The organism is Paraburkholderia sp. D15, assembly GCF_029910215.1.
In the GTDB taxonomy this organism is placed as follows: domain Bacteria; phylum Pseudomonadota; class Gammaproteobacteria; order Burkholderiales; family Burkholderiaceae; genus Paraburkholderia.
Window position 1 is genome coordinate 3,029,520 of sequence record NZ_CP110396.1, and the last position, 23,290, is coordinate 3,052,809.

Here is a 23,290-nt window from a genome sequence, read left to right on the forward strand (position 1 = left end):
TGAGGACAAGAAAATGCGAGGCATCATTCGTGTCGGTGATCTGCATACCCACGGCGGTCGCGTAGAAACCGGGGCGGCTCACAGCGAAGTCATGGGCAAGGCAGTTTCCCGAAAGGGCGATCGTTGTACCTGTCCTCTTCACGGAAAATGCGTGATCGTCGATGGCGATGAGGATTTTATCGTCGACGACGAGCCGGGCGCTTTCGACGGCCACAAAACATCATGCGGCGCGACGCTGATATCGAGCTTACCGTCTTCCGGGCGCGAGTGATGCTCCGGTAGCAATCCGCATCAATCTGCCTTGATTCACGATCCCGCAGACAACGCGCCAACGCGCAACCCCTCACCGGGCGCAACGCGTCGGCGTGCTTTTCCCATTCCCGCGATGCAGTGTTTCTGTGTCCGTACTCGTTTTAATGCACTCCCCGATGGACGAATTGTTATCTGAGTACGAACGCGAACTGGCACACCTGCGCAGTTCGCTCGGCGAATTCGCCGAGCGTTTTCCTCAAGCAGCGGCGCGGCTGGCGATATCAGGCGATCATTCGGAGGATCTACACGTCGAGCGGCTAATCCAGTCGGCGGCCCTGCTCAATGCGGCAAGCGCCGCTCGTATCGACGACGAGATTCCTGAGTTCACTCGCGCGCTGCTGGAAGTTCTCTATTCGGAGTACCTGCGTTCGTTTCCATCCTGTTCGATTGCGCAATTCATGGGCAGCAACGCACTGGAAAGTCTGAAGGAGCCCGTTGTGATTCAACGTGGCGTCGAGCTCAAGACCCGGGTCAACGAGTACTGTTTTCGCACAGCGCATGACGTGGTGCTGGCGCCCTTGCGTATCGAGCATGCGCGTTTCGATCCTAACGCTGCTGCACCAGTCAATGTCCAACTGCCGCCCAATACGACCGGTGTGATAACACTGACCTTTGCCGGCTTCACGCGGGGACACATGCTGGGCGCGGCGGTGCCGGAAACGATACGCGTGTTCGTGGACGGGGAGCGAAACGCGGTTGCTGCGACCATCGACGCACTGCTGCAACGCGCTACCGTCGCTTTCGTCGAAGCGAGCGGTAACGGGCACTGGATCAACCTGCCAGCCGTCCCCGTGTCAGCGGCGGGTTTCGGTTGCGATGAAGCGTTGATCGAACGGGCGGACGGCAGGCCGTCGCCGTTCCGGCTTCTGTTGGAGTATTTTGCATTTCCCGACCGGTTCGACTTCATCGACATCGATTTCGCGGCACTTCAAAGTAAGACCGGTCCGTGCGAGCGAATGAGCTTGCATTTACCCGTTGCTGGTCTTCATCGGGACAGCGCGGCGGCGCGCGCAATGGAATCCCTGACGGCCGCGAATTTCAGGCTCTTCTGCACGCCGGTCGTCAACCTGTTCAGACGATCTGCCGAACCGGTCTCCCCAAAAGACACCCCGATGTCTTCCTATCCCATCGTACCGCAGGCATTGAATGCGTCGGACGTCGCGGTGTATTCGGTCGATGCCGTTCGTGCGTCGAAGGGCGGGGTGGTCGCGCCTATCAAGTCGTATCAGTCACTGTCCCACGACGGGGAGCTGTACTGGCTGGCCGAGCGCGATACAAAGCCTGGCTATTTCATCGCTGGCCCAGACACACTGCTCTCGCTGAGAGACCGGGATGGAGAGTTGATACAGTCATCCGCGGAGCAGATCGATGTGGACCTTACCTGCACGAACCGCAATCTTCCGTCGTCGCTTTCTTTCGGCAATCCCGCAGGGGACCTGGTCCATGCGGACAAGGCATTGACAGGCGCGATCGTGATGCTACGGCGTCCGAGCGTGAGCCTGCCGGTTACCTTCAACCGCGGGCGGGTGTGGACGCTGATTTCGATGATTTCCGCCGGGCCGGTAAGCCTCGACCAGTCGGGATTGCCTGCGCTAAAGGCGCTGCTCAACCAGCACGTGAATACGCCTTCCTCACTCGCTGCGCGGCATATTGAAGGGATCGTGGGCTGCAGCGAGAGGCGGCGACTGCGTGGATGCCGATGAAACCGTCGCCGATGATCGTGCGGGGTATCCGCGTACGGTTGACGATCGATGAAGCGGCCTTCTCAGGTCACGCCATCGACACCTTCTTGCGCGTGCTCGAAAGCATATTCGTGCGATACGCGCCAATAAACGGCTTCGCGCAACTGGTTCTGATATCACGACAGAACGGCGCCGAACTGGCGCGCGGTCGTCAATTGCCGGGGCAGACTCCGATGATCTGATTTTGTGAGCGTGCGCCCTTGGGGGGCGTAAGCACTCAAAAAACGCTATGCGCCGGCGATGTTGCAATATTGCCCTCTGAAGTACAGCAACGGCTGCGCAGCCGCCGCTTCTTTCAGGTCCAACGCTTTCACTTCACCAATCACGATCAGGTGATCGCCCGCGGCATGTTCAGCGTAAATTTCGCAATCGAGCCAGTGAAGGCTGCCGGCGATGATCGGGTTACCTAGCGGCGATTCCTGCCATTCGACGCCGTGCCATTTGTCCGCGCTTCGTCGCGCGAACTGGTTTGAAATGCCGACTTGCTCGTCCGACAGGATATTGACGACGAATCGGCCCGCCCGACGAATTTTCGGATAACTGGCTGAACTGGACATGACGCTGAACGACACCAGCGGCGGGCTCATAGACACGCTATAGAAAGACTGGCAAGTGAAGCCGATCGGCTCGCCATCGACGTGTGACGTAATCACCGTGATACCGGATGCGTAGTGCCCGAGCGATTCGCGAAAACTCACAGGCTCGATGGCCGTGCTGGAATGTGACATGAGTGGATGGCAAAACGGGGTATGGCTCGGAGATGTCAAGACGGCATATTCCGATGGATTCAGGAAGCATTTTCAAAGTACTCCCCGAAATCCACCCAGCCTTCAATTCATCAAGTACCAGTTCCAGCTTTAGCTCGGAACTAGCTCAAGAGTTCTCCGCGGACGATTTCCGCGCCTGCACTCAATGCTTCCAGCTTGCCTTTCGCAATTGCGCGCGACAGCGGCGCCATGCCGCAATTGGTGCAAGGGTAGAGCTTGTCGGAATCCACGAATTGAAGTGCTTTTCTTAACGTGCCGGCGACTTCCTCGGGGGTTTCGACGGTATTCGATGCCACATCGATGGCACCCACCATCACCTTCTTACCTCGAATGAGTTCGATCAGTTCCATGGGAACGTGCGAGTTGTGGCATTCCAGCGAAACCATGCCGATACTGGATTTTTGCAGCTTGGGAAAGGCTTCCTCATATTGCCGCCACTCCGACCCCAGCGTCTTCTTCCAGTCCGTATTGGCCTTGATGCCATAGCCATAGCAGATATGCACGGCGGTTTCGCACTTGAGACCTTCAATCGCCCGTTCCAGGGTCGCGACGCCCCAATCATTCACCTCGTCGAAGAAGACATTGAATGCGGGCTCGTCGAATTGAATGATGTCGACGCCGGCCGCTTCCAGTTCTTTGGCTTCCTCGTTCAGGATCTTTGCGAACTCCCAGGCCAGCTTTTCGCGACTCTTGTAGTGATCGTCGTAAAGGGTATCGATCATGGTCATCGGGCCCGGCAAAGCCCACTTGATGGGCTGGCTGGTTTGCTGGCGCAAGAACCGGGCATCGTCCACGAAAACCGGTTTTTGCCGGGCGACCGCATCGACGACCGTCGGCACGCTTGCGTCGTAGCGATCGCGAATGCGCACGGTCTTGCGGTTCTCGAAATCGACGCCGCTGAGGTGTTCGATAAACGTGGTCACGAAATGCTGGCGCGTTTGCTCGCCGTCACTGACGATGTCGATGCCCGCATTTTGTTGTTCTTGCAGCGACAAGCGCAAAGCATCCTGTTTGCCCTCGATTAACCCCTGATCCTGCAACTTCCAGGGTGACCAGAGTTTCTCGGGCTCTGCAAGCCAGGAGGGTTTAGGCAAGCTGCCGGCAGTCGAAGTGGGTAGCAATTTTTTCACGGTAGGCGACCTTGCGTTTCTGTTAGTCAAAGAGCGTAATCAGCGGACCACTGCTCAAGAATGGATTGATATGGTTTGATAAATTGCTCCTCGACAAACCTTCCCTGCTCGATAGCCAGCCGGCTACGTTCTTCCCGATCGTAAACAATTCGGGTTAGGGAGAAATCCTGGTGCTTCAAACTCGGCTGATAGGATTGTCCTGCCGGAGAATTCGCATTGTAGATCTCAGGCCGGTAAATCTTCTGAAAGGTATCCATCGTGCTGATGGTGGCAATAAGCTCAAGATCGGTGTAGTCAACGAGCAGTTCGCCAACGAAATAAAATGCCAAAGGTGCGACGCTATTCGGCGGCATGAAATAGCGAACCTTCAAACCCATTTTTTCGAAATATTCGTCGGTCAGGGAATATTCGTCCTGCCGGTATTCGATGCCCAATACAGGGTGCTGGTTGGCAGTCCGGCGATAGGTCTTGCTGCTCGAAACGCTCAGACATATCACTGGGGGCTTGGAGAAGTGGTCTTTATAAACGTCGGAATTGACGAAGCACTTGAACAGCTTTCCGTGCAGGTCGCCAAAATTTTCTGGCGTGCTGAACCCAGGCCGATCCTTGTTGTGTTCCAGCAATACGACGCTGAAATCATAATCCCGCACATAAGAGGAAAAATTATTTCCCGCAATGCCTTCAATACGCTCATTGGTCTTTTGATCGACAATATTCGTTTTCAATATTTCGATCAAAGGGAGTACGTTGCCCCGGGTTTCTCCCTCAATGTTCATTCCAACGGAAATGATTTCAAGTTTGACAGCGTAACGATCGCCCGCAGGATTATCCCAATGCGCCAGCGCATTGAAGCGGTTGTCAATCATCCTGAAGGTATTGCGCAGGTTATCCTGGCGGCTATTTCCTCTCGCGAGGTTCGCAAAGTTAGTCGTTATGCGCGTGTTTTCGGAAGGGCGATAATCTTCATCGAAACAGATGCTGTTGATGGCAAATGTGAAATCTTTACTCATTTTATTCTGCACCCTGATTTCTGAAAACTTCCTGCTTTTCTTCGCTGGTTTTCCAACCGGGCATGAATGGATTTCATGCAACCATTAGTCATGCTCATGGCGCGTTGCGCGTTGATCTGCACGGTGGCCATGTGCGTCAGTGCCCACGGAAGAAAAGTGACTGAAAGCGATGATATAGTCTCCATTGCATGAATGAAAATGGATTTATTTCATGCAAACATTAAATTTGTTCATGGAGTGAGCAATGCTGGATCGCAGTCATCTGATGGTCGTGCGGGAAGTGGAGCGGCAGGGTTCGCTCACGGCCGCCGCCGATACGCTCCATCTCACGCAGTCGGCGCTAAGCCATGCGGTGAAGAAGCTCGAGCAGCAACTCGGTACGCCGGTGTGGACGCGCGAGGGCCGTTCCATGCGTCTTACGCAGGCCGGACAGTACCTGCTGGGCCTCGCGAACCGGATGCTGCCGCAATTCGAACTCGCCGAGGAGCGCATGAAGCAGTACGCGCAGGGCGAGCGCGGCACGTTGCGAATCGGCATGGAATGCGCGCCGTGCTATCAGTGGCTGCTGAAGGTGGTGTCGCCCTATCTCGCACGCTGGCCGGATGTCGATGTCGACGTGAAGCAGCGCTTCCAGTTCGGCGGCATCGGCGCACTGATCGGCTATGAAATCGACGTGCTTGTCACGCCTGATCCGCTGAAGAAGCCCGAGCTGAATTTTCAGCCGGTATTCGATTACGAGCAGGTGCTGGTGGTCGGCGACGACCATAAGCTGGCCAGAGAAGCGTACGTCACGCCGGAGCAGTTAGCGGACGAGGTGCTGATTACGTATCCCGTCGAAACGGACCGGCTCGACATCTACACGCAGTTCCTCACGCCCGCGAACAGGGTGCCGAAGCGCCACAAGGTGATCGAGACGACCGACATCATGCTGCAGATGGTGGCGAGCGGCCGCGGCGTGGCGGCGTTACCGCGCTGGCTCGCGGAAGAATACGCGGGCTGGATGCCGCTCACGCCCGTGCAACTTGGAAAGAAGGGTATCGCGAAGCAGATCTTCCTCGGCACACGCAAGACTGATGACGACATCGATTATCTTGCCGCGTTTGTGAAGGCGGCGCGGGAGTGGAAATGGGCGGAAGCGAAGATGCGAGACTAGTCTTGCATGAGAAGATGAACAAAACTGATCGCGAGATCAAAAACCGCTTCCCTGCACGGGCCAAAAAAGACGACTCAAATAGCAGGATGTCGCACCGCCCATACCTGCCAGGTCCGTTGTGAACACCGTCAGCCTTCCTGCAAACACGACAATGACACTGCCTTCCAGCCTCCCCATCATTCAAGCACCGATGGTCGGTTCTTTCAGTCCTCTCACGATCGCGGTCAGCGAGGCAGGCGGTCTGGGTTCGCTAGCCTGTGCCGCACTCACCCCGGCGCAACTACGCGAACAGATCGCCTCGATTCGCGCGGGAACGTCGGCGCCGTTCAACGTCAATTTCTTCTGCCACACTCCGCCGAGCCCGGACGAGGAAGCCGAAGCAAAATGGCACGACTTACTCGCCCCTTATTACAGGGAAATCGGTCTTGATCTGTCCGCAGTCCGCAGAGGACCAGGTAGGGCGCCTTTCGACGAGGCCATGTGCGATGTGATCGAGGAGACGAGGCCACCCGTCGTCAGCTTCCATTTCGGGTTACCCGACGAGGCTCTGCTTGCCCGCGTCCGGAACACCGGTGCAGTGATTCTGTCGTCCGCAACGACGGTCGAAGAGGCGCGCTGGCTGGAGAATCGCGGCGTCGACGCGATCATCGCGCAGGGCGTGGAAGCTGGCGGTCATCGCGGCATGTTTCTGACCGGCGATATCAATGCGCAGCCCGGTTTGTTCGCGCTCCTGCCGCAGATCGTCGATGCGGTGAGTGTGCCCGTCATTGCGTCGGGCGGGATTGCGGACGGAAGGGGGATTGCAGCAGCCTTCGCGCTCGGCGCAAGTGCTGTGCAGATAGGAACGGCTTATCTGCTCACCCCTCAGGCCGACAGATCCGGTATTCACCGCGCAGCCTTGCGTGCGGCGCGTGACGACATGACGAGGCTGACCAATCTTTACACCGGTCGGCCGGCGCGCGGCTTGATGACCCGCTTCATGCTCGAATAAGGGCCGATGAGCGACGTCGCTCCCGCGTTTCCACTGGCGACTGGCGCGGTGGATCCGCTTCGCGCCGCGTTCGAACAAAGCGGACGCGGCGATTTTTCGCTGCTCTGGGCCGGTGAGGCGGCGGCACTGGCGCGCGAGGAAGAGGCGGGGGTGCTAACGCGCCGGCTCTGGGAGGACGCGCTGAAATGCTCACGGATCACGCACGCCAGTATGTGCCGATGACCGGACATGTTCGGCGATTTCTCGGTGCTCCGCCCTCCGGCGGGCTCTCCTGGCGCTTTCACCAAACGCCATAATCGGGCGACGTCAGCGGATAGGACTCGACCACGCCATAACGTGAAAGTGCAGCGCGCACGTCGGGGCGATGCAAAACCGTATTCAGCCGATGTGCCATCGTCGCGAGAAAAGGCGTTGGGTTAGGCGTCGGCGCGTAAGCTTGATCCGCAGCGAGTTCGTAGTTGCGAGTCAGTGGGTCATCAAGGCGTCCGACGATTACCTGAGCGAGGCGATCTTCATCGTCGATACATAACAGTGCCGATCGCACGGACTCAGGGTCGAGGTTCGAATTCACGAGCAGCGCGTCAACGGCGGCGCGTGCCTTTGCCTTCTCGCCCATTTGCGCGTAGGCGCATACCTTCACTTGCGCGAACTCCGTCATGCCGTATTCGCTGGCAGTGTTCTGGTCCAGACCTCGAACTGCACGAAGCGCCTCTCGCGGTCGATCGAGTCGATTGAGCATCTCTCCAAGGTTTATCGTTTGGCTGGCGAGGTCCTTTTTTTGCCGGTTTGCTTCGTCACGCGCGGCCTGGGCCGCTGACAAGGCTTCGTTCCAGCGACCCAACCGCGACAACGCCTTTGCGCGGGCATCCAGCATCCAGCGCAGATTGTCGGTCAGGTCATCAAAGGGCGGCCGATCGGCAGGGGCACGGTTGATTTTTTCGATCGAGGCATCGATGACGGCAAGCGATTCAACCGGCGCACCTGAGTTACGAAGCGCTTCAGCAAGCAACTGCCGCGCGGCAATACTACGAGGCTGATCCGCCGCCTGTCGGCGCAGGTAGTCGAGATAGCCGCGATTCATCACGTCGTTGTCAGCGTAGCGCGAATCACCAGGCAGTGCCTGTCTGTAACGGTTGTCCGCACGAAGACGCACGATCTGGTACGGGTCGACAATCGCCGTTAGATAGCTTTGGGCTTGAGCTGTCTCGCCGTGGTCGACATCGTATTCGAAGAGTTCAGCCCAGAAGGACTGCAGACCGGCGCGTTGCGCTGCGTCGTCGGGCCGATAGGCTGCCTGCCACAGTGCCGCCTGGAGCAGATGACGGTGATAACCGCCGTCATTCATTTCATGGGTGGCATCCATGATCGTCCACATCAACCCGATATCGATGCGCTGTGCTTTGACGGGGTCCGCTCGCAGCGCCGCGCTCAATGCTTCGGCGGCGACATAGTTGTGGCCTGTCGTTACCGCCGCGGCCATGAGCATCTGCCAGTATTCAAAATTGCGGAGCTCCGGCGCGACATCGCCGGCACGGCTCACGCTTTCATACACGCCCTGAGATTCGCCATTGGCATTCTGACAGATCGATAGTCCGAGGTACGCCGCGAACCGCAAGCGGGGTGGCGCGCGATCGATGTCCGGCGAACCAAGGAACGCCCGCAGGTCGACTTCTGCACCTTTGTAGTCGCCGATGCTTAACTTCGCCCGGGCGTCTCCCAGTGTTCTGGACGGGTTGGCGGACGCGGGGGCGCCCTGTACTGACTGCGGCGAATACTCGGGAGCTGTTGCATGCGCCGCCAACGGTGTGCTGCCCAAGCTCACTACGGTCAAGCAGCCAGCAGCGAAAACGGCGAATTGGCGAAGGGGAGGCATGTTCGATAGAGTTGGCAATTGCCATGCGCAATGTGCCGGGAAATGGAGATCAATGGTCGGGCGAGCTGCAGCGTGGCAGGTCGCAGTGCTTGCCTATCGTTGCAACGTATCTATCGGCAAACTTCGGAATGTCTTTATGGTCAGCGAGGGTGACCACGCGCATAGCTTGCTTTGTTCGAGGATACGAGTGATGGGGCGGCTTTGTTCCTCTGATGGGACTTGACGCGAGTGAGTCTGTCGCATGCGAGCACTTTGTATCTGGTGGTTGCCGGCATGTCGATTAAGAAATGTAGTCGTCGCTGTTTTTATCCCATCTGTTTTACTCTGGTCATGTTCCGTACGTTCGGAAGTGCCGAACCTTGATTCATGGCAAGGTGAATGGTCCGGTGTCGACAGTGAAGTTGATCAACGTTGCCCGCCAATGGGCTTGGGGGGCTTGATCAGGACATGCTGAAAAAGTGCAATCAAGCGGTTTCCCCCTCAATTCTAGCCAGGAGCGGTCATTGAATGCCCGCGGTCGAATCGACGAAATTTTTTTCCTAAAGAACTTCCTTGATTCTGCCGTTATTGCATTGGTTCAGCTTGTCTTTCTTTGAATTGTTCGATAAATTTTCTGAAAATATGACTGCTACTCCATCGAATAAAACAAAGCGGCCAATCGCGGTCTGCATCATAGCGGCTATTTGCATGCTTCAATATCTTGGGATTGTCATCGCCATTCTTAAAAATCCTGGCGCAGTTCGGGAGTTGGCTCAAATTTACCCATTTGTCGAATTATTTTTTAAATTTCTTCCTCCTATCGTGCTTTTTATTTCGGGAATTCTATTGTTTTTCATGAAAAAGGTTTCTCTCTACTTTTTCATGGTTTATATATTGTTGATACTTGGGAATGCGGCAATGCATCTCACTTCTTTCGTTCCGTATTTGTCTCTGATAGCAATCGCTTGTGTAATTGTATATTGTTTTCGGCTGAAACAGTCCGGACGGCTCGCCTAGGTTTTCCGTGTTTCAGCGGTGTCGGAGGGGCGGATAAGTTTGAATTGTCGCTTGAGCGGTCAATCTTGTCGATTATCGACGTGCTGGCGAAAAATCGTACAGTCGATAAGGTTGTCCGGATCCTTGGAAATAAATTTTCACCTCGATTCCCACTGCAGTCACTGCAGAGAAAATCGAGTCATTACAAATTGATGGATATGACTAAAAATAATTTTGTGCCGCTCCAGGCGCGGGTAATTATTGCTTCTCTACTGCTCGCCTTTCTCGGAAAATCTGCGGATGCATCCGTGAAAAATAGCCCGGCCACCGAGGCCCTGATCGAAAAAGTCGCTGCGTTGACCGAGCACGGAGATCCCGCCGCCATGGAAAAAATGACAGCGGGCTATTTGATCGATGCATCCAGGAAATTCAATCCGGAGGTTCCGGAGGACACATGGAAGTCTGTCCGTGCGGATGTCAATGACGTTATTTCGAAAAAAATAAAATCAGGATACGGGGAGCAAGCTCTTCTGACAAGGCGCTTTGTGGAAAGCGCGAATTTCTCGGATGATGAACTCAGGCATCTTATAACGATAATGCAAGATCCCGTCATGCAAAGATGGGGGGACGTGATGCGAAATAGCGATACGGTCAGCTATATGGCAACGCTATCGCAGCAGGTCAATAATCAGTTGTGGTTTATGGTTTCCATTGTCCTTCGACGACATGGGCTGCAGACGACTGACGCGTCTGCAGCGGCAAAACAGGGTCATTGAGCACGCACGCCACTTGCGTCGATTGCCGATGCGGGACATTCGAATGTGATGGCGCGAACGAATCGGTATTTCGGGAATGTGACTGAATTTCTGACACACCGTCGCGGAAATCCTTAAAACCACTCCAGCATTACCTCCCGCGTAATCGTCTTGCGTCACCCAACACGGCAAAGTAAGGCCATCCCCACCCGACATCCACTCAGGTAAAGAGGCCTCCATGAACGCAGCCACCCCGCATCTCGCCACCCAGCTCGCGGACCACCCCAACACCATTCGCACCGCCGACAACACGCATCTCTTCTACCGCGACTGGGGCCAAGGCCGGCCACTCGTCTTCCTGTCCGGCTGGACCCTGAACACCGACATGTGGGCGTACCAGATGGAGCCGCTGTCGCGCCTGAACTGCCGCTGCATCGCCTACGACCGTCGCGGCCACGGCCGCTCCAGCGACCCGGGCCGCGGCTACGACTTCGACACGCTCGCCGACGATCTGCACAGCGTGCTGACCCAGCTCGACCTACACGACGTCACGCTAGTCGCGCATTCGATCGCGAGCGGCGAAGCGGTCCGCTACCTGACGCGCCACGGCGCCGCGCGAATTGCCCGCGTCGCCTTCGTCGCCCCGGCGGCCACGCCATATCTGCTGAAGACCGCCGACAACCCCAACGGCATCGACGCCGCGTTATTCGAGCAGGGCCGCGCCGCGCTGAGCCGTTCGTTTCCCGACTGGATCGAAGCGAACGCGGCGCCGTACTTCGGCCCGGGCGTGTCGCGCGCGCCGCTCGACTGGACGATCCGCATGATGCTGCAAACCTCGCATCAGGCGATGCTCGAACTCGCGCATGTGCAGACCATCACCGATTTTCGTGCGGAGTTGAGACGGCTGGATTTACCGGCCCTCGTCATTCAGGGCGACCGCGACGCATCCGCGCCGCTGGAATTGACGGGCCGGCCGACCGCCCGCTTGATCGCCGGCGCTTCGCTGGAGGTCTACGAAGGCGCCGGTCACGGCCTGTACTTCACGCATGCGGAGAGGTTGAACCAGGATTTGCTGGCGTTCCTGGACCGCCGGCCGGCTTAGGATCGACGGGCAACTGATCGTCGACGGGCGCGTCGCCTTTGCGGGCCGCGGCGGAATCTTTCGGGGATGCCGTGTCACGCGGCAAAGCAGCGCCTTCCGCAGGCTGGGATGCCGCGTCCGCTTCGTCCCTCGGCGCCGAGCCTGCCTGCGGATCCGGCGGCGCGTCCTTCGACGTTCGAGCCGACGCCGCCACCCCGTCTACGCCGCCCACGCCGCCCGCACCACCTTCCGCCTCGATCCGCGCCGGCACGCTCTGCGCATCCCACGTCAGCAAATGCCGCTGCGGATTCGCGATCGCAATCCCCAGCTCGCTGAAGCGGTTGAGAATGCGTCGATTGAACTCGCGCTGCACACCCCAGCGCGCGCTGTCGCGGCATTGAATCTGCCCGGCCAGCGTGACCGCCGAGCCGTCCAGCCCGTCCACACCCCAGAAGCTGAAGTCGGACAGAATGCCGTCCTTGTACTTGTCGTCCTCGCGCAGCGCGGCGCCGATTTCCTTGAGCGTCGCGATCGCCAGATCGACGTCCTCGCCGAACGCGATATTGACCTTCACCGCCGCGTTGCCGAGCCCGCGATTGGTGTTGTTCACCGTCGACACCGAACTGAACGGCACCGTGTACAGCGAGCCGTCGCCGCCGCGCAGACGCACGGTGCGGATCGACAGATACTCGACGGTGCCCGACACGCCCGCAAGCGTGACCCAGTCGCCGACCTGCATCGCGTTTTCCATCAACAGGAAAATGCCGGTGATGAAATCCTGCACCAGCTTCTGCGAGCCGAAGCCGAGCGCCACGCCGAAAATGCTCGCGCCCGCCAGCAGCGGCCCGATGTTCACACCGAGTTCGCTCAAGCCGGTCAGCACGACCACCAGCGCGATCGCGCAGAAGAGGGCGCTGCGCAGCATCGGCAGCAAGGTGCGCAGACGCGCGGCGCGCACCAGGTCGCCGCTCGTGGTCCAGCGATCCAGCCGCTGTTCGACCGACACGTTGACGCTCTCCCACACCAGCAGCGCAACGACCGCCGCCACGCCGATCGTCACCAGCGCCGACGCGAGCCGGTGGCCGATGGTGCCGGCGCGGAACAGGTCGATCACGTCGACGCCCCACACCTGCAGCAGCGCCAGCGCGGTCACCACGCCGATGATCCACGACACGACGCGCCGCAGCAGTGGGTAATAGCGGTACGCGTGCCGGTGCACGAGCGATTTCTCGGCGTCGTCCTGCACGTTGAAGAGCCGCGCGAGCGCGCCGAAGATCACGATCGACATGACCCGCGCGCCGACCAGCACCGCCAGCGAAATGCCGCCGAGATGCAGCAGTTCGTGATAACCGTTCTGCACGTCGAGCGCCCAGATGAACCACAGCGCCATCACGACGAACACCGACAGCCACGCCCACGTGTCGGCGAGCGCGTTGCCGAACATCGCGAGCGATTCGCGCGCGGCGAAACGCTTGCGGATCAGCTCGCCGACCGGCTTCGCGCATTGCAGGATCAGGATCGAGATCATCACGTGGCCGGCGAGCGCGACCACCTTCATCAGCGCGAGATGCGCGGCATCGTTCAGACCGAGCGACTGCGCGATCTCCGCGATCGCCGAGCCGATACCGACCACGGTGACGATGCGCACCACCCAGCGTTGCACGAACACGGCCCACGCATCGCTCATGCGCAATAACCGCAGACGCGGCGCGGTCGGTTGCAGAAAGAAGCCGCTGACGATCACGATCACGCGGCACAGCACGTAGATGTCGATCAGCGAATCGAGTGCGCGGTCCTGCGGGGTGCCGTCATCGGTGACGATCGAGATCAGCGCGCTCGCCGCGCCGACGAACACCGCCAGCGGGATGAAGCGCAGCACCAGCGTCAGCAGGCCGCGCGGCAGGCGTTGCAGCAAGGTCCAGTGATGCGCGGCGTGTTGTTTGCCTTTGGCTTCGTCGACCTTGCCCTTGGTGGCCGTTGCCGTTGCGGTGGCGGCGGCAGCGTCTGTCGCCGCTGCGGCGGCCGGTGCAGTGGCGGTCGCCGTTGTTTTCGCGGCGGCGGCCGTCGTTGCCGTTGCGGTTGCCTCGGCCGCCGTCGCCGCCGCTGCCTGGGCCTCGACCTCAGCCTCCGAAACCGGCGCAACCGGCAGCGGCGGCGCGGCGTTCGGCGCATCGGCCGGTTGCGGCGTGACGTCGACCGGCAGATCGGTGCGTGGCGGCTCGTCGCCGATGCCCAGTTCGCGGCGGGCGGCAAGCGCCATGTAAGCACGGCGCAACAGCCGGCGAACGAGCCATTCGAGCGCGAGCGCCGGCAGCAGCGCGGCGAGCAGCGACCACACGACATGACCCAGCACGGCGCGCGCTTGCGGGTTGTTCAACTGCCAGTTCCACCACGCGCGCACCGAGGTGGTATCGAGCAGCGCGGCTGCCGAGGTCCGCAGCGACTTGCCGAGATGAACCGCCCAATGCGCGCCCTGGCGGACCAGTTGCGACGCGAGTCCGTTGGACTGAAACGCGGCCGCGACGGACGACGCCGCGCTTGCCGCGGCAGGTGCCGACGAAGCGGTCGCGGCCGATGCCGCGGCGGTGCCGGACGCCGGCGGCGCACTCAGCGCGCCGGCGGCGGCGATCGCTTGCAGCGTATCGGAGACTTGCGCGCGGCGTTTCGGGTCGTTGAGGACAGCCAGCGCCTGACGGGCCTGATCAGGCGTCAGCGTGACGGCCGTGGTGGACGCGGGGGCGGCGTGTGGCGCGGTGTTAGCGGCGGCGGCCGCAAAGACCGGCGACGCGCCGAGAAGGAAAACGAAGAGTAACCAGACGTGGAGTAATTTGCGCATAGGGTGTAAAGCGGGGGCCAGGTACAAACGCAGCGACACCCGCGTGGGCGGATGGCTGCGGCGGCGGCATACGAGGACCGGATCGGCGGTGCAACCCTGAACCGACACGGTTCAGGTCAGACAAGTTCCGCGCGGTTCGTGGCGGTGCCAGCTTCGGGCATGCCGCGCGCGGGCCGGAAAAACGTCGGAAAAACGCCGGAAAAACGCCGGAAGCGCGGCCGTCACGCACGGAGCGGGCAGACCGCAAACAGGCGACAGGCTAGCACGGGCAGCAAAAAACCTGCCTGAACCCGAGCTTGATAACGCGTTTGGGAGGGCGGGAGAGGCGGCGTGGAAGGGGGACGGTGTCGCGCACCAGCAGCGGCGACTTGAACTTGAGCAACGAGCAAACGCGTCTGATGGCTCGCCGGCCTGCGTCCAGCGGCGTCAAACCGGCATACGTCGAACAGGCCGTTTCAAACCAGCGGTGTCAAACCAGCGGCGTCAAACCGCCGGCACCCCCAACGTCCCCTCGACCACTTCGGTGAACGTCCGCTCTTCACTCAGAATGAAGCGCTTCGTCTGCGCGCGCTGGAAATTGCCGCGCGCTTCGGGATCGGCGCGCAATCTCGCGCGATAGGCTTCGTAAGCCGCGAGGCTGTCGAACGCGATCAAACCCCACGCGATATCGTTGGTGCCTTCATGCGGCAGGAAGTAGCCGACCAGATGCCCGCCGCAGCGCGGGATAATGCGCCCCCAGTTGCGCGCGTATTCGTCGAAGGCGTCGCGTTGGAACGGATCGATCTGATAGCGGATAAAACAGGTAATCGTCATGGGCAGGCTCCCGGGGCGGTGACGGTGGTCCGAACTGCGATGACCTCAGTATCGCGTGCCCCGTCACGGCGACGTTTCACCGCGTCCTGAACCGTCGATCCCCGTTCACACCAGCGAGGAAGCCTGCCGCTCGGCCTCGTCGTCGGCATCCGCGCCGCCCGCGCCACCCGCGCTCGACGCGCGGCCCGCCGCCGGTTCCTGGTGCAGCCGGTTCGCATGCATCAACCGGTACAGCGTGGCGCGCGAAATCCCCAGTTCCGCGGCCGCCTCGGAGAGTTTGTAGCCGTGCCGCTGCAACGCGTGTTCGATCGCATCCTTCTCCGCCTTGCTGCGGATTTCCGCGAGCGTCACCGCCGGACCGTTATCGGCTTCCGGCAGACCGAGATCGCTCGCGGTGATGAAGCGGCCCTCGCTCATCACCACCGCGCGCCGCACGCAGTTGATCAACTCGCGCACGTTGCCCGGCCACGGATAGTTCGACATCGCGACGATCGCATCGCTCGACAGGCCGCGCAGTTTGCGCGCGCCGTCCTGCTTGTACATGCTGAGCGCGTAGTTGGCGAGCAGCTTGATGTCGCCGCCGCGCTCGCGCAGCGGCGGCTCGATCAGACGCAGCACGCACAGACGGTGATACAGGTCGGAGCGGAAGCGGCCGTCTTCCACCGCCTTGTCCAGATCGACGTGGGTCGCCGAAATCACGCGCACGTCGACGTGGATCGGACCGCTACCGCCCAAACGCTCGATCGTGCCTTCCTGCAGAAAACGCAGCAGCACCGCCTGGCATTCATGCGGCATGTCGCCGATTTCGTCGAGGAACAGCGTGCCCTCGTGCGCCCCTTCGATCCGGCCGATCTTGCGTTGCAGCGCGCCGGTGAACGCGCCGCGTTCATGGCCGAACAGTTCGGCCTGCAGCAGGCTCGGCGGAATCGCCGCGCAATTGATCGCGACGAACGCGCGGCCCGCACGCGGCGAGCGTTCGTGGATGGCCCGCGCGGTGAGTTCCTTGCCGGTGCCCGATTCGCCAGCGACGAACACCGGCGCATCGGTGACCCCGCATTTGTCGATGCGGCGATAAAGCTGCTGCATCGCCTCGCACTGGCCGACCATGCCGTGACGGCCGAGCGACGGCTCGGGCATGACCCGCGTTTGCCGCAGACTGGAGAGTCCATGCGCATGACCGAGCGCGAAGATCAGCCGTTCGTTGAGCCACGGCCGGGTCACGAAGTCGAAGCAATAGTCGAGGATGAAGCGGCTGACCAGTTCGTTTTCCGCCTGGCCCGGCGCGATCTGGGCGACCCAGTTGGTTTCGACGCGCCGCATGCAGGTGGCCAGCGCGGACAGATGCTGCGACGTGCATTCGTTGGGCAGCTCGACAAGCCCGACCTTGATGTTGCCGCGTTCGATCAGCCGTTCGGCGCCCGCCGTGCTCTTCGCATGCACGGCTTGCCAGCCGGACGCCGCGAGAAAGTCGGCGAGTTTGTGATCGGGCGCGTTCGACACGTAGAGGACGGTGCGCTCGGCGTCGACAGGCGTGGCGGTCGCAGTCATGTTTCTCCCCGGTTCGATGCTGCTCTCAGAACTGCTCTCCAACCTGCTGGCATGGACATGGCAACGGCATGAACGGGCGGCGCGAACCGCGACTTGCGACATCCCGGACGGATGGCGGATCAGCAGTTCATTGCTGAAACCCGGCCGGTTCACTCATCCCCGAAACACGACGACTTACGACGACCCATGACAACCGCTGTTGGCCTCGCTGGCCTGCTACAAGGCGCTCTAGGCGGCGCATGGCTTAACCATAAGCGAAACCGCCTTGAAGCGCCATACAAACAATTATGGATTAAGAAGTAAATCGGCGGGCGCGCAGGCGCCGCTGGGCTTTGCTTTGCCGGTTTTCGACCGGCTCGTGCGTATTCAATAATCATCGGTCAATCCTGCCTGTGCGGGAGATCCCACATAACGGCGTAATTCCTCGCATTGGCCGGCTGCCGCGCGCTGAGACAGCCAGGGCATTCGCCGCGCATGGCGTCTCAAGCTTGCGACAGGTTGGGCAAGCGCCTGGGGCCGTCACTTCGCGCGCCGGCGCGTCGGCACATTTGACCGGCGACCGGCGCAATCCCTTGGCTGGCAGGAGCGCGCGCGGATCTGCCGGACGACCGGTCGCTGGCGCATGGTGGCCGAGCGCACCGACGACGCATCGCCTTGCGTGTCGAATCCGAATCAACCGGCACGTATCGGCCGGCCCCGGCACGGTGCAACGCAACAAAAAACACCGTGCGACAAGGCTTTGAGCGTGCATGGCATAGCCGTTGCAATACAGGGCTCAACAGAGTTTGCCGACGACAGGTCTCAGCCAGGGAGGAACGGCAGTCGTGGAAGGACAGAGACCGGCGGCAAGGCATCGTAAGCACAGGCGGGGAATCCAATGTGTCTTATGAGGGAAGTGGGCGGGGCCAATGAAGGGCGAATGTCAAAAAAACGGCGCGAACGGCCGGTACCTGTACCGGCCGTTCGACGACCGGACAACGCGAAGCAACACAAGAACACAAGAACACAAGAACACAAGAACACAAGACCATAAGCACGCAGGAACAGCAGAAGAAAAGGGTAGCGACGGGGAAGCAGCGCACGGTAGCGACCAGCCGGCGCGAAGAGGCGGGGAGCCATGGCCTTGAGTCTCCTTAAGAGAGACCACTGTACGAGGTGAGCTGGGTGCCGTGTCCGCGTGGTGGCGGACACGGTTCTCGGTGAATGAGGGTTGCGCATTCAGTCGTGGCGCGGTCGTGCATGAGCATCGGCCGTCATGCGGTTCATCACTCGGGGGTTGTCATGAAAACGCTGATCAACAAGCCAATCGATGGCGTCGCCTGGCGGCGCCTGCCGGATGCGCCGCGCGCGCTGTTCGCCGCGCCGCCGCCCGACCTGCTGACGCTGGTGATCGCCGACCAGCAGAAGCGCAAGGCGCAAGCCGAAATCCGGCGCGACGCCTACCGCGAGGCGCTGTACGACATCCCGGCGGCGCCGCGACGACACGAAGACCGCGGCACGGACGACGACTCGTTCGACGCCGACGACGAATAAACCGGAACCGGACGTCGATCGAGATCGACGCGGCCTCGCCAGCCGAACGGCCCACGCACGGCGGAGACCCGACATGATCGACATCTTGCTGATTTCATCCAGCGCCGAGCGCGCGCCGCAGATCGCCGCGCGACTCGAGGAAAGCCGCGTGCCGCACCGGCTGCGCGTCGTCTACGGCACCGCGCGGCGCCTGCAGGACCATGCGCGCGCCATCAAGTCCGCCGACATGCTGATCGTCGACGACATCGAATTGAACGCCCGCGAACTCGAGGGTGTGGAAGAAGTGCTGGCCTGCACGCCCGCGCTGCACTGCATGCTGATCACGCCCGAGCCGTCGACCGCCTTGCTCGGCGCGGCGATGCGCGTCGGCGTGCGGCACGTGCTGGCCTGGCCGGTCGAGACCAGCGAGATCATCAGCGCGCTGCTGCAGATTCATGCACGCAAGAACGCCCGTAGCCGTCGCGCGGGACGGGTGGTGTCGCTGGCATCGTCGAAGGGCGGCAGCGGCACCACGCTGCTCGCCGTGAACCTCGCGTATTCGCTCGCGACCTTGCGCCATCGCCGCGTGCTGCTGATCGACCTGAGCCAGCAATTCGCCGATGCGAGCCTGCTGCTCGCCGACAAACCGCCGCCGACCACGCTCGCCGACCTCTGCTCGCAGATCGGCCGGCTCGACGCCGCGTTGCTCGAATCCTGCCTGATGCATGTTCACGCGAATCTCGACGTGCTGGCCGGCGCGGGCGACCCGTTGAAGGCCGCCGAACTGTTGCCCTCGCAACTGGAGCGCATTCTGCTGCTGGTGCGCGAGCGCTACGACGCGATCCTGATCGACGTCGGCCAAAGCCTCAATCCGATGACGATCCATGCGCTCAATCGCAGCGACTCGATCTGCATGGTGGTGCGGCAGAACCCGCTTTATCTGCACGGCGGCCGGCGCATGCTCGATATTTTTCGCGAGCTGGGCTATCCGTCGAGCAAGGTGCGCGTGATCGTGAACCAGTACGACAAGAACGCGCAGATCAATCTGACCACGCTCGAAAAAACCCTTGGCGCGAAGGTCGCGCATCAACTGCCGCGCGACGACCAGCTCACCAGCGACGCGCTCAGCCGCGGCGTGCCGGTCGTCACGGCGGCGCGCGACAGCGCGCTCGCGCAAGGCATCAGACTGCTTGCCGACATGCTGTGGCCGCCGCTCGTCGAGCGTCGCAAGGGCGTGCTTGGCCGGCTGTTTCCATCGCGGCCGAACGTGCCGCCGCAATTGAAGCCGGGGCATTGAAGGGCGGCCATTGAAGGTCGCGCATGGCAGCGGACGGCGATCGAACGAAGCGTGTGCGAAGGTCGAGCGGCGTGCTAACGGTCTATGGTAAAAAGAACGCCACCCGTCCGCTCACTTTCGAAGGCGCCTCGCACGCGCCGCTTCGCTCATGCACAACGTCAGTCACGGCTTTAACGACATCGCGTCGATCCTGTCGAATCCGCTGCTCAACACGGACTCGTACAAGGCCTCGCACTATCTGCAATATCCGCCCGGCGCATCGGCGATGTTTTCCTACATCGAGTCGCGCGGCGGACGCTATGAGCGCACGCTGTTCTTCGGCCTGCAGATGCTGATCAAGTCGTATCTGTGCAAGCCCATCACGCCCGCCATGATCGACGAGGCGAAGGCGTTCTTCACCGCGCACGGCGAACCGTTCAACGAAGCCGGCTGGCGCTACGTGGTCGAGCAATGCGGCGGCTATCTGCCGGTGCGGATCCGCGCGGTGCCGGAGGGCTCGGTGGTGCCGACGCACAACGTGCTGGTCACCGTCGAATGCGACGACCCGCAGGTGTTCTGGCTCGCCTCGTATCTGGAGACCATGCTGCTGCGCGTCTGGTATCCGGTCACGGTCGCGACGCAAAGCTGGCATCTGCGGCAGACGTTGCGCGCCGCCCTCGAAAAGAGCAGCGACGATCTCGCGCAATTGCCGTTCAAGCTGCACGACTTCGGCGCGCGCGGCGTGTCGAGCGCGGAGTCGGCGGCGATCGGCGGCGCCGCGCATCTGGTCAGTTTCATGGGTTCGGATACGGTGCTCGGCGTGGTCGCCGCGAACCGCTACTACAACGAGACGATGGCCGCCTTTTCCGTGCCGGCGGCCGAGCACAGCACGATCACGTCGTGGGGCCGCGCGCGCGAAGCCGACGCGTTCCGCAACATGATCGAGCAGTTCGGCAAGCCGGGCGCGATCGTGTCGGTGGTGTCCGATTCCTACGATCTGTTCGCCGCGCTCGACACCTGGGGCGGCGAGTTGAAACAGGCGGTGCTCGATTCGGGCGGCACATTGGTGATCCGGCCGGACTCCGGCGATCCGCAGACCATCGTGCTGCAAACCCTGCGCGCGCTCGACGCATCGTTCGGTTCGACGGTGAACGGCAAAGGCCGTCGCCTGCTGAACAACGTGCGCGTGATTCAGGGCGACGGCGTGAACCCGGACTCGATCGCGGCGATTCTCGCGGCGATCGACGAAGCGGGTTTCGCGGCGGATAACCTCGTGTTCGGCATGGGCGGCGCGTTGTTGCAGCAGATCAATCGCGATACGCAGCGCTTCGCGATGAAGTGCTCGGCCATCCGTCTCGGCGACACGTGGCACGACGTGCGCAAGGACCCGGTCACGGACGCCGGCAAACGCTCGATGAAGGGGCGCCTCACCTTGCTGCGCCATCGCCATACCGGTGAATACCGCACGGTCACCTTGCCGCTCGCCTGGCACGACGGCATGGCGGAAAGCGACTGGGAAGACGCGCTGGTGACGGTGTTCGAATCGGGCAGGCTGATGAGCGACGTATCGCTGACCGAGATTCGTGGCCGCGCGCACGCGCACGAGGCTTAAGCGGCGTCGGCTGCCCGCCACGCCGTCACGCCGCTCGCCTCGATGTCGATGCGGCAGGGGGCGCCTTCGCGCAGCGTCATGCTCGGGGCCGCGTCTTCGCCGGGCAGATCGAAGGAGACGCCCGCCACGTTCACGCGAACGTAGCGCTCGCCGCGCCGCAATTCCACCGCTTCAATGACGCCGTGATGGGCGCCGTCCGCCGAAATCGTCACGGCGTGCGACGACACGCGCCACATGACTGCTTCGCCTGCATGCAGGTTCGCGCCTGAGCCGTTTGAGTCTACGGATGCCTCTGCGTTTGCGCTAACACCGGCATCGATATCGATCGACAACTGCGAATTGATCTGCAAGCGTGTCGTGCTCGTCATCGTTCCCTCGCCGACATTGTGCAGACCGAGCAGGCTCGCCACCCGCATCGACGCGGGCCGTTCGAACACCGCGTCGATCGGACCCGCCTGCAGTACGCGGCCCTGTTCGACCACCAGCACTTCGTCGGCGAGCAGCGCAGCCTCGTCGGGATCGTGCGTGACGATGATCGTCACGGCCGCGATCTCGCGCTGCAACGCGCGCAGCGACTGCTGCAAGCGGCGCCGTCGCGGCGTATCGAGCGCGGCGAACGGTTCGTCGAACAGCAGCAGCTCGCTATGCCGCGTCAGCGCGCGCGCGAGCGCGACCCGCTGACGCTGACCGAACGACAGTTGGCGCGGCAGCCGTCCAACCAGTTGCGTGAGACCCAGATGATCGAGCCAATAGCGCGCGCTGGCCGCGTCGGCATCGACGGGAAAGCTGAGCTGGCGCGCCACGTTCATGTGCGGAAACAGGCCGTAGTCCTGCGGCATGTAGCCGATCTGACGACGCTCGGGCGGCAGCGCATGCAGCGCCTTGCCACCGAGCTGCACGGTGCTCGACGCATTCGAGTCGAGCCCCGCGATCAACCGCAGCGCGAGCGATTTACCGGAACCCGACGGCCCGATGATCGCGAGGCGTCGCGTGACCGGTTGCCACGCGAGGTCGAGCGTGAAGGCGCCTAGCCGACGGCGCAGATGAAACGCGAGGCGCAGATCGGCGGTGGCCTCGCGGTTTGCCGCTTCGGGTTGCGGCACGGGTTCCAGCGCGTCGTCGCCGTGCTCCGTCTGTTCGCGCGCGGTGCCTTGCCGAAGACTGTAGATCGACAACACCGCGCACAGAATCGCGATGGCGAGCGTGGGCAGCAGCAAGGGCATCATCGCGGGCAGGCCCTGGCCGCCGAAGACCACATAGGTGTAGACCGGCAGCGAGTACGGGTGATAGGCGACCATCACGGTCGCGCCGAATTCGCCGAACGCGCGCAGCCACGCGAGCGCGAGTCCCGCGCGGATCGCCGGCCACGCGACCGGCAGCATCACGCGGAAGAAACGGCTGCCCGCGCGATGACCGAGCGTCGCGGCGACATCGTCGAGCACGGGGTCGACGGCGGCGAACGCGGACTTCGCGGCGATGATGAGGAACGGCGCGGCCACGAAGGTTTCGGCCAGCACGATGCCGGTGAACGAATCGGTGAGCGCGCCGCCGGTCACGCGACCGACCCAGCTATACGGACCGAGTAGAAACAGCAGCAGCACGCCGCTGGTGAGCGGCGGCAACGCGAGCGGCAACTGCACGACGAAGCCGAGCAGCGCGACCTTGCGCGAGGTGGAACGCGCCAGAAAATAGCCGAGCGGTACGCCGCCCAGCAGAATCACGAGCGAGGCGACGCTCGCGCTGCCCGCCGACACGGCGACCGCCGACCACGTGGCGGCCCAGTCGACATTCGCCCAATCCGCCGCGCCGAGTTGCGGCACGCTCGCGACGAACGGCGCGCACAGATAGACGGCCAGCAGCGCGGCGAGCCACAGCAGCGGCCGCGCGTTCGAGCGAGGCACCGG

General features: G+C 61.7%; 17 protein-coding genes and 1 pseudogene. 10 read left to right on the plus strand and 8 right to left on the minus strand.

The window, feature by feature from the left end; genetic code table 11:
• Positions 1 to 13 precede the first annotated feature (13 nt).
• The 3 genes from LFL96_RS33290 (at position 14) to LFL96_RS33300 (ending at position 2,236) form a co-directional block, all read left to right on the plus strand.
• Positions 14 to 271 (plus strand): PAAR domain-containing protein, encoded by a 258-nt coding sequence (locus LFL96_RS33290; RefSeq protein ID WP_281002143.1) that lies wholly within the window; start codon positions 14 to 16, stop codon positions 269 to 271.
• Positions 272 to 428: 157 nt separating this feature from the next.
• The gene (gene tssF, locus LFL96_RS33295) at positions 429 to 2,015 is read left to right on the plus strand and encodes a type VI secretion system baseplate subunit TssF (protein WP_281002144.1); all 1,587 of its coding nucleotides are present in this window, start codon (positions 429 to 431) and stop codon (positions 2,013 to 2,015) included.
• Complete coding sequence (locus LFL96_RS33300) at positions 2,006 to 2,236, plus strand: type VI secretion system baseplate subunit TssF (RefSeq protein WP_281002145.1); 231 nt, start codon at positions 2,006 to 2,008, stop codon at positions 2,234 to 2,236. The genes tssF and LFL96_RS33300 overlap by 10 nt, the downstream gene beginning before the upstream one ends.
• Before the next feature lie 45 nt (positions 2,237 to 2,281).
• Here LFL96_RS33300 and LFL96_RS33305 read toward each other — a convergent pair whose 3' ends face one another.
• The 3 genes from LFL96_RS33305 to LFL96_RS33315 form a co-directional block, all read right to left on the minus strand.
• Complete coding sequence (locus LFL96_RS33305) at positions 2,282 to 2,782, minus strand: flavin reductase family protein (protein WP_281002146.1); 501 nt, start codon at positions 2,780 to 2,782, stop codon at positions 2,282 to 2,284.
• A gap of 140 nt (positions 2,783 to 2,922) precedes the next feature.
• Positions 2,923 to 3,951 carry a methionine synthase gene (locus tag LFL96_RS33310; RefSeq protein ID WP_281002147.1) on the minus strand — a complete coding sequence of 343 codons (1,029 nt, stop codon included), beginning with the start codon at positions 3,949 to 3,951 and terminating at the stop codon, positions 2,923 to 2,925.
• Positions 3,952 to 3,977: 26 nt separating this feature from the next.
• Complete coding sequence (locus LFL96_RS33315; protein WP_281002148.1) at positions 3,978 to 4,961, minus strand: DUF1852 domain-containing protein; 984 nt, start codon at positions 4,959 to 4,961, stop codon at positions 3,978 to 3,980.
• A gap of 244 nt (positions 4,962 to 5,205) precedes the next feature.
• Here LFL96_RS33315 and LFL96_RS33320 point away from each other — a divergent pair, with 244 nt between their 5' ends.
• The gene (locus tag LFL96_RS33320; RefSeq protein WP_281002149.1) at positions 5,206 to 6,114 is read left to right on the plus strand and encodes a LysR family transcriptional regulator; all 909 of its coding nucleotides are present in this window, start codon (positions 5,206 to 5,208) and stop codon (positions 6,112 to 6,114) included.
• 151 nt (positions 6,115 to 6,265) lie between these two features.
• Positions 6,266 to 7,327, plus strand: a pseudogene (locus LFL96_RS33325) (nitronate monooxygenase).
• Positions 7,328 to 7,385: 58 nt separating this feature from the next.
• On the opposite strand, the gene LFL96_RS33330 reads toward LFL96_RS33325, so the two are convergent.
• A complete protein-coding gene (locus tag LFL96_RS33330) occupies positions 7,386 to 8,921 on the minus strand; it encodes a hypothetical protein (protein WP_281002150.1) in 1,536 nt (511 codons plus the stop codon).
• Positions 8,922 to 10,039: 1,118 nt separating this feature from the next.
• Between LFL96_RS33330 and LFL96_RS33335 the strand changes: the two genes are divergently transcribed.
• Both LFL96_RS33335 and LFL96_RS33340 read left to right on the plus strand, forming a co-directional pair.
• Positions 10,040 to 10,729 carry a hypothetical protein gene (locus LFL96_RS33335; protein WP_281002151.1) on the plus strand — a complete coding sequence of 230 codons (690 nt, stop codon included), beginning with the start codon at positions 10,040 to 10,042 and terminating at the stop codon, positions 10,727 to 10,729.
• A gap of 217 nt (positions 10,730 to 10,946) precedes the next feature.
• Positions 10,947 to 11,810 (plus strand): alpha/beta hydrolase, encoded by an 864-nt coding sequence (locus LFL96_RS33340; RefSeq protein ID WP_281002152.1) that lies wholly within the window; start codon positions 10,947 to 10,949, stop codon positions 11,808 to 11,810.
• Here LFL96_RS33340 and LFL96_RS33345 read toward each other — a convergent pair.
• The 3 genes from LFL96_RS33345 to LFL96_RS33355 all read right to left on the minus strand — a co-directional run bounded on the left by LFL96_RS33345 (position 11,749) and on the right by LFL96_RS33355 (position 16,986).
• The gene (locus LFL96_RS33345) at positions 11,749 to 14,625 is read right to left on the minus strand and encodes a mechanosensitive ion channel domain-containing protein (protein WP_281002153.1); all 2,877 of its coding nucleotides are present in this window, start codon (positions 14,623 to 14,625) and stop codon (positions 11,749 to 11,751) included. The two genes, LFL96_RS33340 and LFL96_RS33345, sit on opposite strands and share 62 nt — an antisense overlap.
• Positions 14,626 to 15,108: 483 nt before the next feature.
• Positions 15,109 to 15,438 (minus strand): NIPSNAP family protein, encoded by a 330-nt coding sequence (locus LFL96_RS33350; RefSeq protein ID WP_281002154.1) that lies wholly within the window; start codon positions 15,436 to 15,438, stop codon positions 15,109 to 15,111.
• Positions 15,439 to 15,543: 105 nt separating this feature from the next.
• Positions 15,544 to 16,986 carry a sigma-54 dependent transcriptional regulator gene (locus LFL96_RS33355; RefSeq protein ID WP_281002155.1) on the minus strand — a complete coding sequence of 481 codons (1,443 nt, stop codon included), beginning with the start codon at positions 16,984 to 16,986 and terminating at the stop codon, positions 15,544 to 15,546.
• A gap of 1,281 nt (positions 16,987 to 18,267) precedes the next feature.
• Between LFL96_RS33355 and LFL96_RS33360 the strand changes: the two genes are divergently transcribed.
• The 3 genes from LFL96_RS33360 to LFL96_RS33370 all read left to right on the plus strand — a co-directional run bounded on the left by LFL96_RS33360 (position 18,268) and on the right by LFL96_RS33370 (position 21,386).
• A complete protein-coding gene (locus LFL96_RS33360) occupies positions 18,268 to 18,519 on the plus strand; it encodes a hypothetical protein (RefSeq protein WP_281002156.1) in 252 nt (83 codons plus the stop codon).
• 73 nt (positions 18,520 to 18,592) lie between these two features.
• Positions 18,593 to 19,795 (plus strand): AAA family ATPase, encoded by a 1,203-nt coding sequence (locus tag LFL96_RS33365; RefSeq protein WP_281002157.1) that lies wholly within the window; start codon positions 18,593 to 18,595, stop codon positions 19,793 to 19,795.
• A gap of 148 nt (positions 19,796 to 19,943) precedes the next feature.
• Positions 19,944 to 21,386: a nicotinate phosphoribosyltransferase gene (locus LFL96_RS33370; RefSeq protein WP_281002158.1), complete on the plus strand. Its 1,443-nt coding sequence runs from the start codon at positions 19,944 to 19,946 to the stop codon at positions 21,384 to 21,386.
• Here the strand turns inward: LFL96_RS33370 and LFL96_RS33375 are convergent.
• On the minus strand, positions 21,383 to 23,287 hold the full coding sequence (locus LFL96_RS33375; protein WP_281002159.1) for an ATP-binding cassette domain-containing protein: 1,905 nt from the start codon (positions 23,285 to 23,287) through the stop codon (positions 21,383 to 21,385). The two genes, LFL96_RS33370 and LFL96_RS33375, sit on opposite strands and share 4 nt — an antisense overlap.
• Positions 23,288 to 23,290 lie beyond the last annotated feature (3 nt).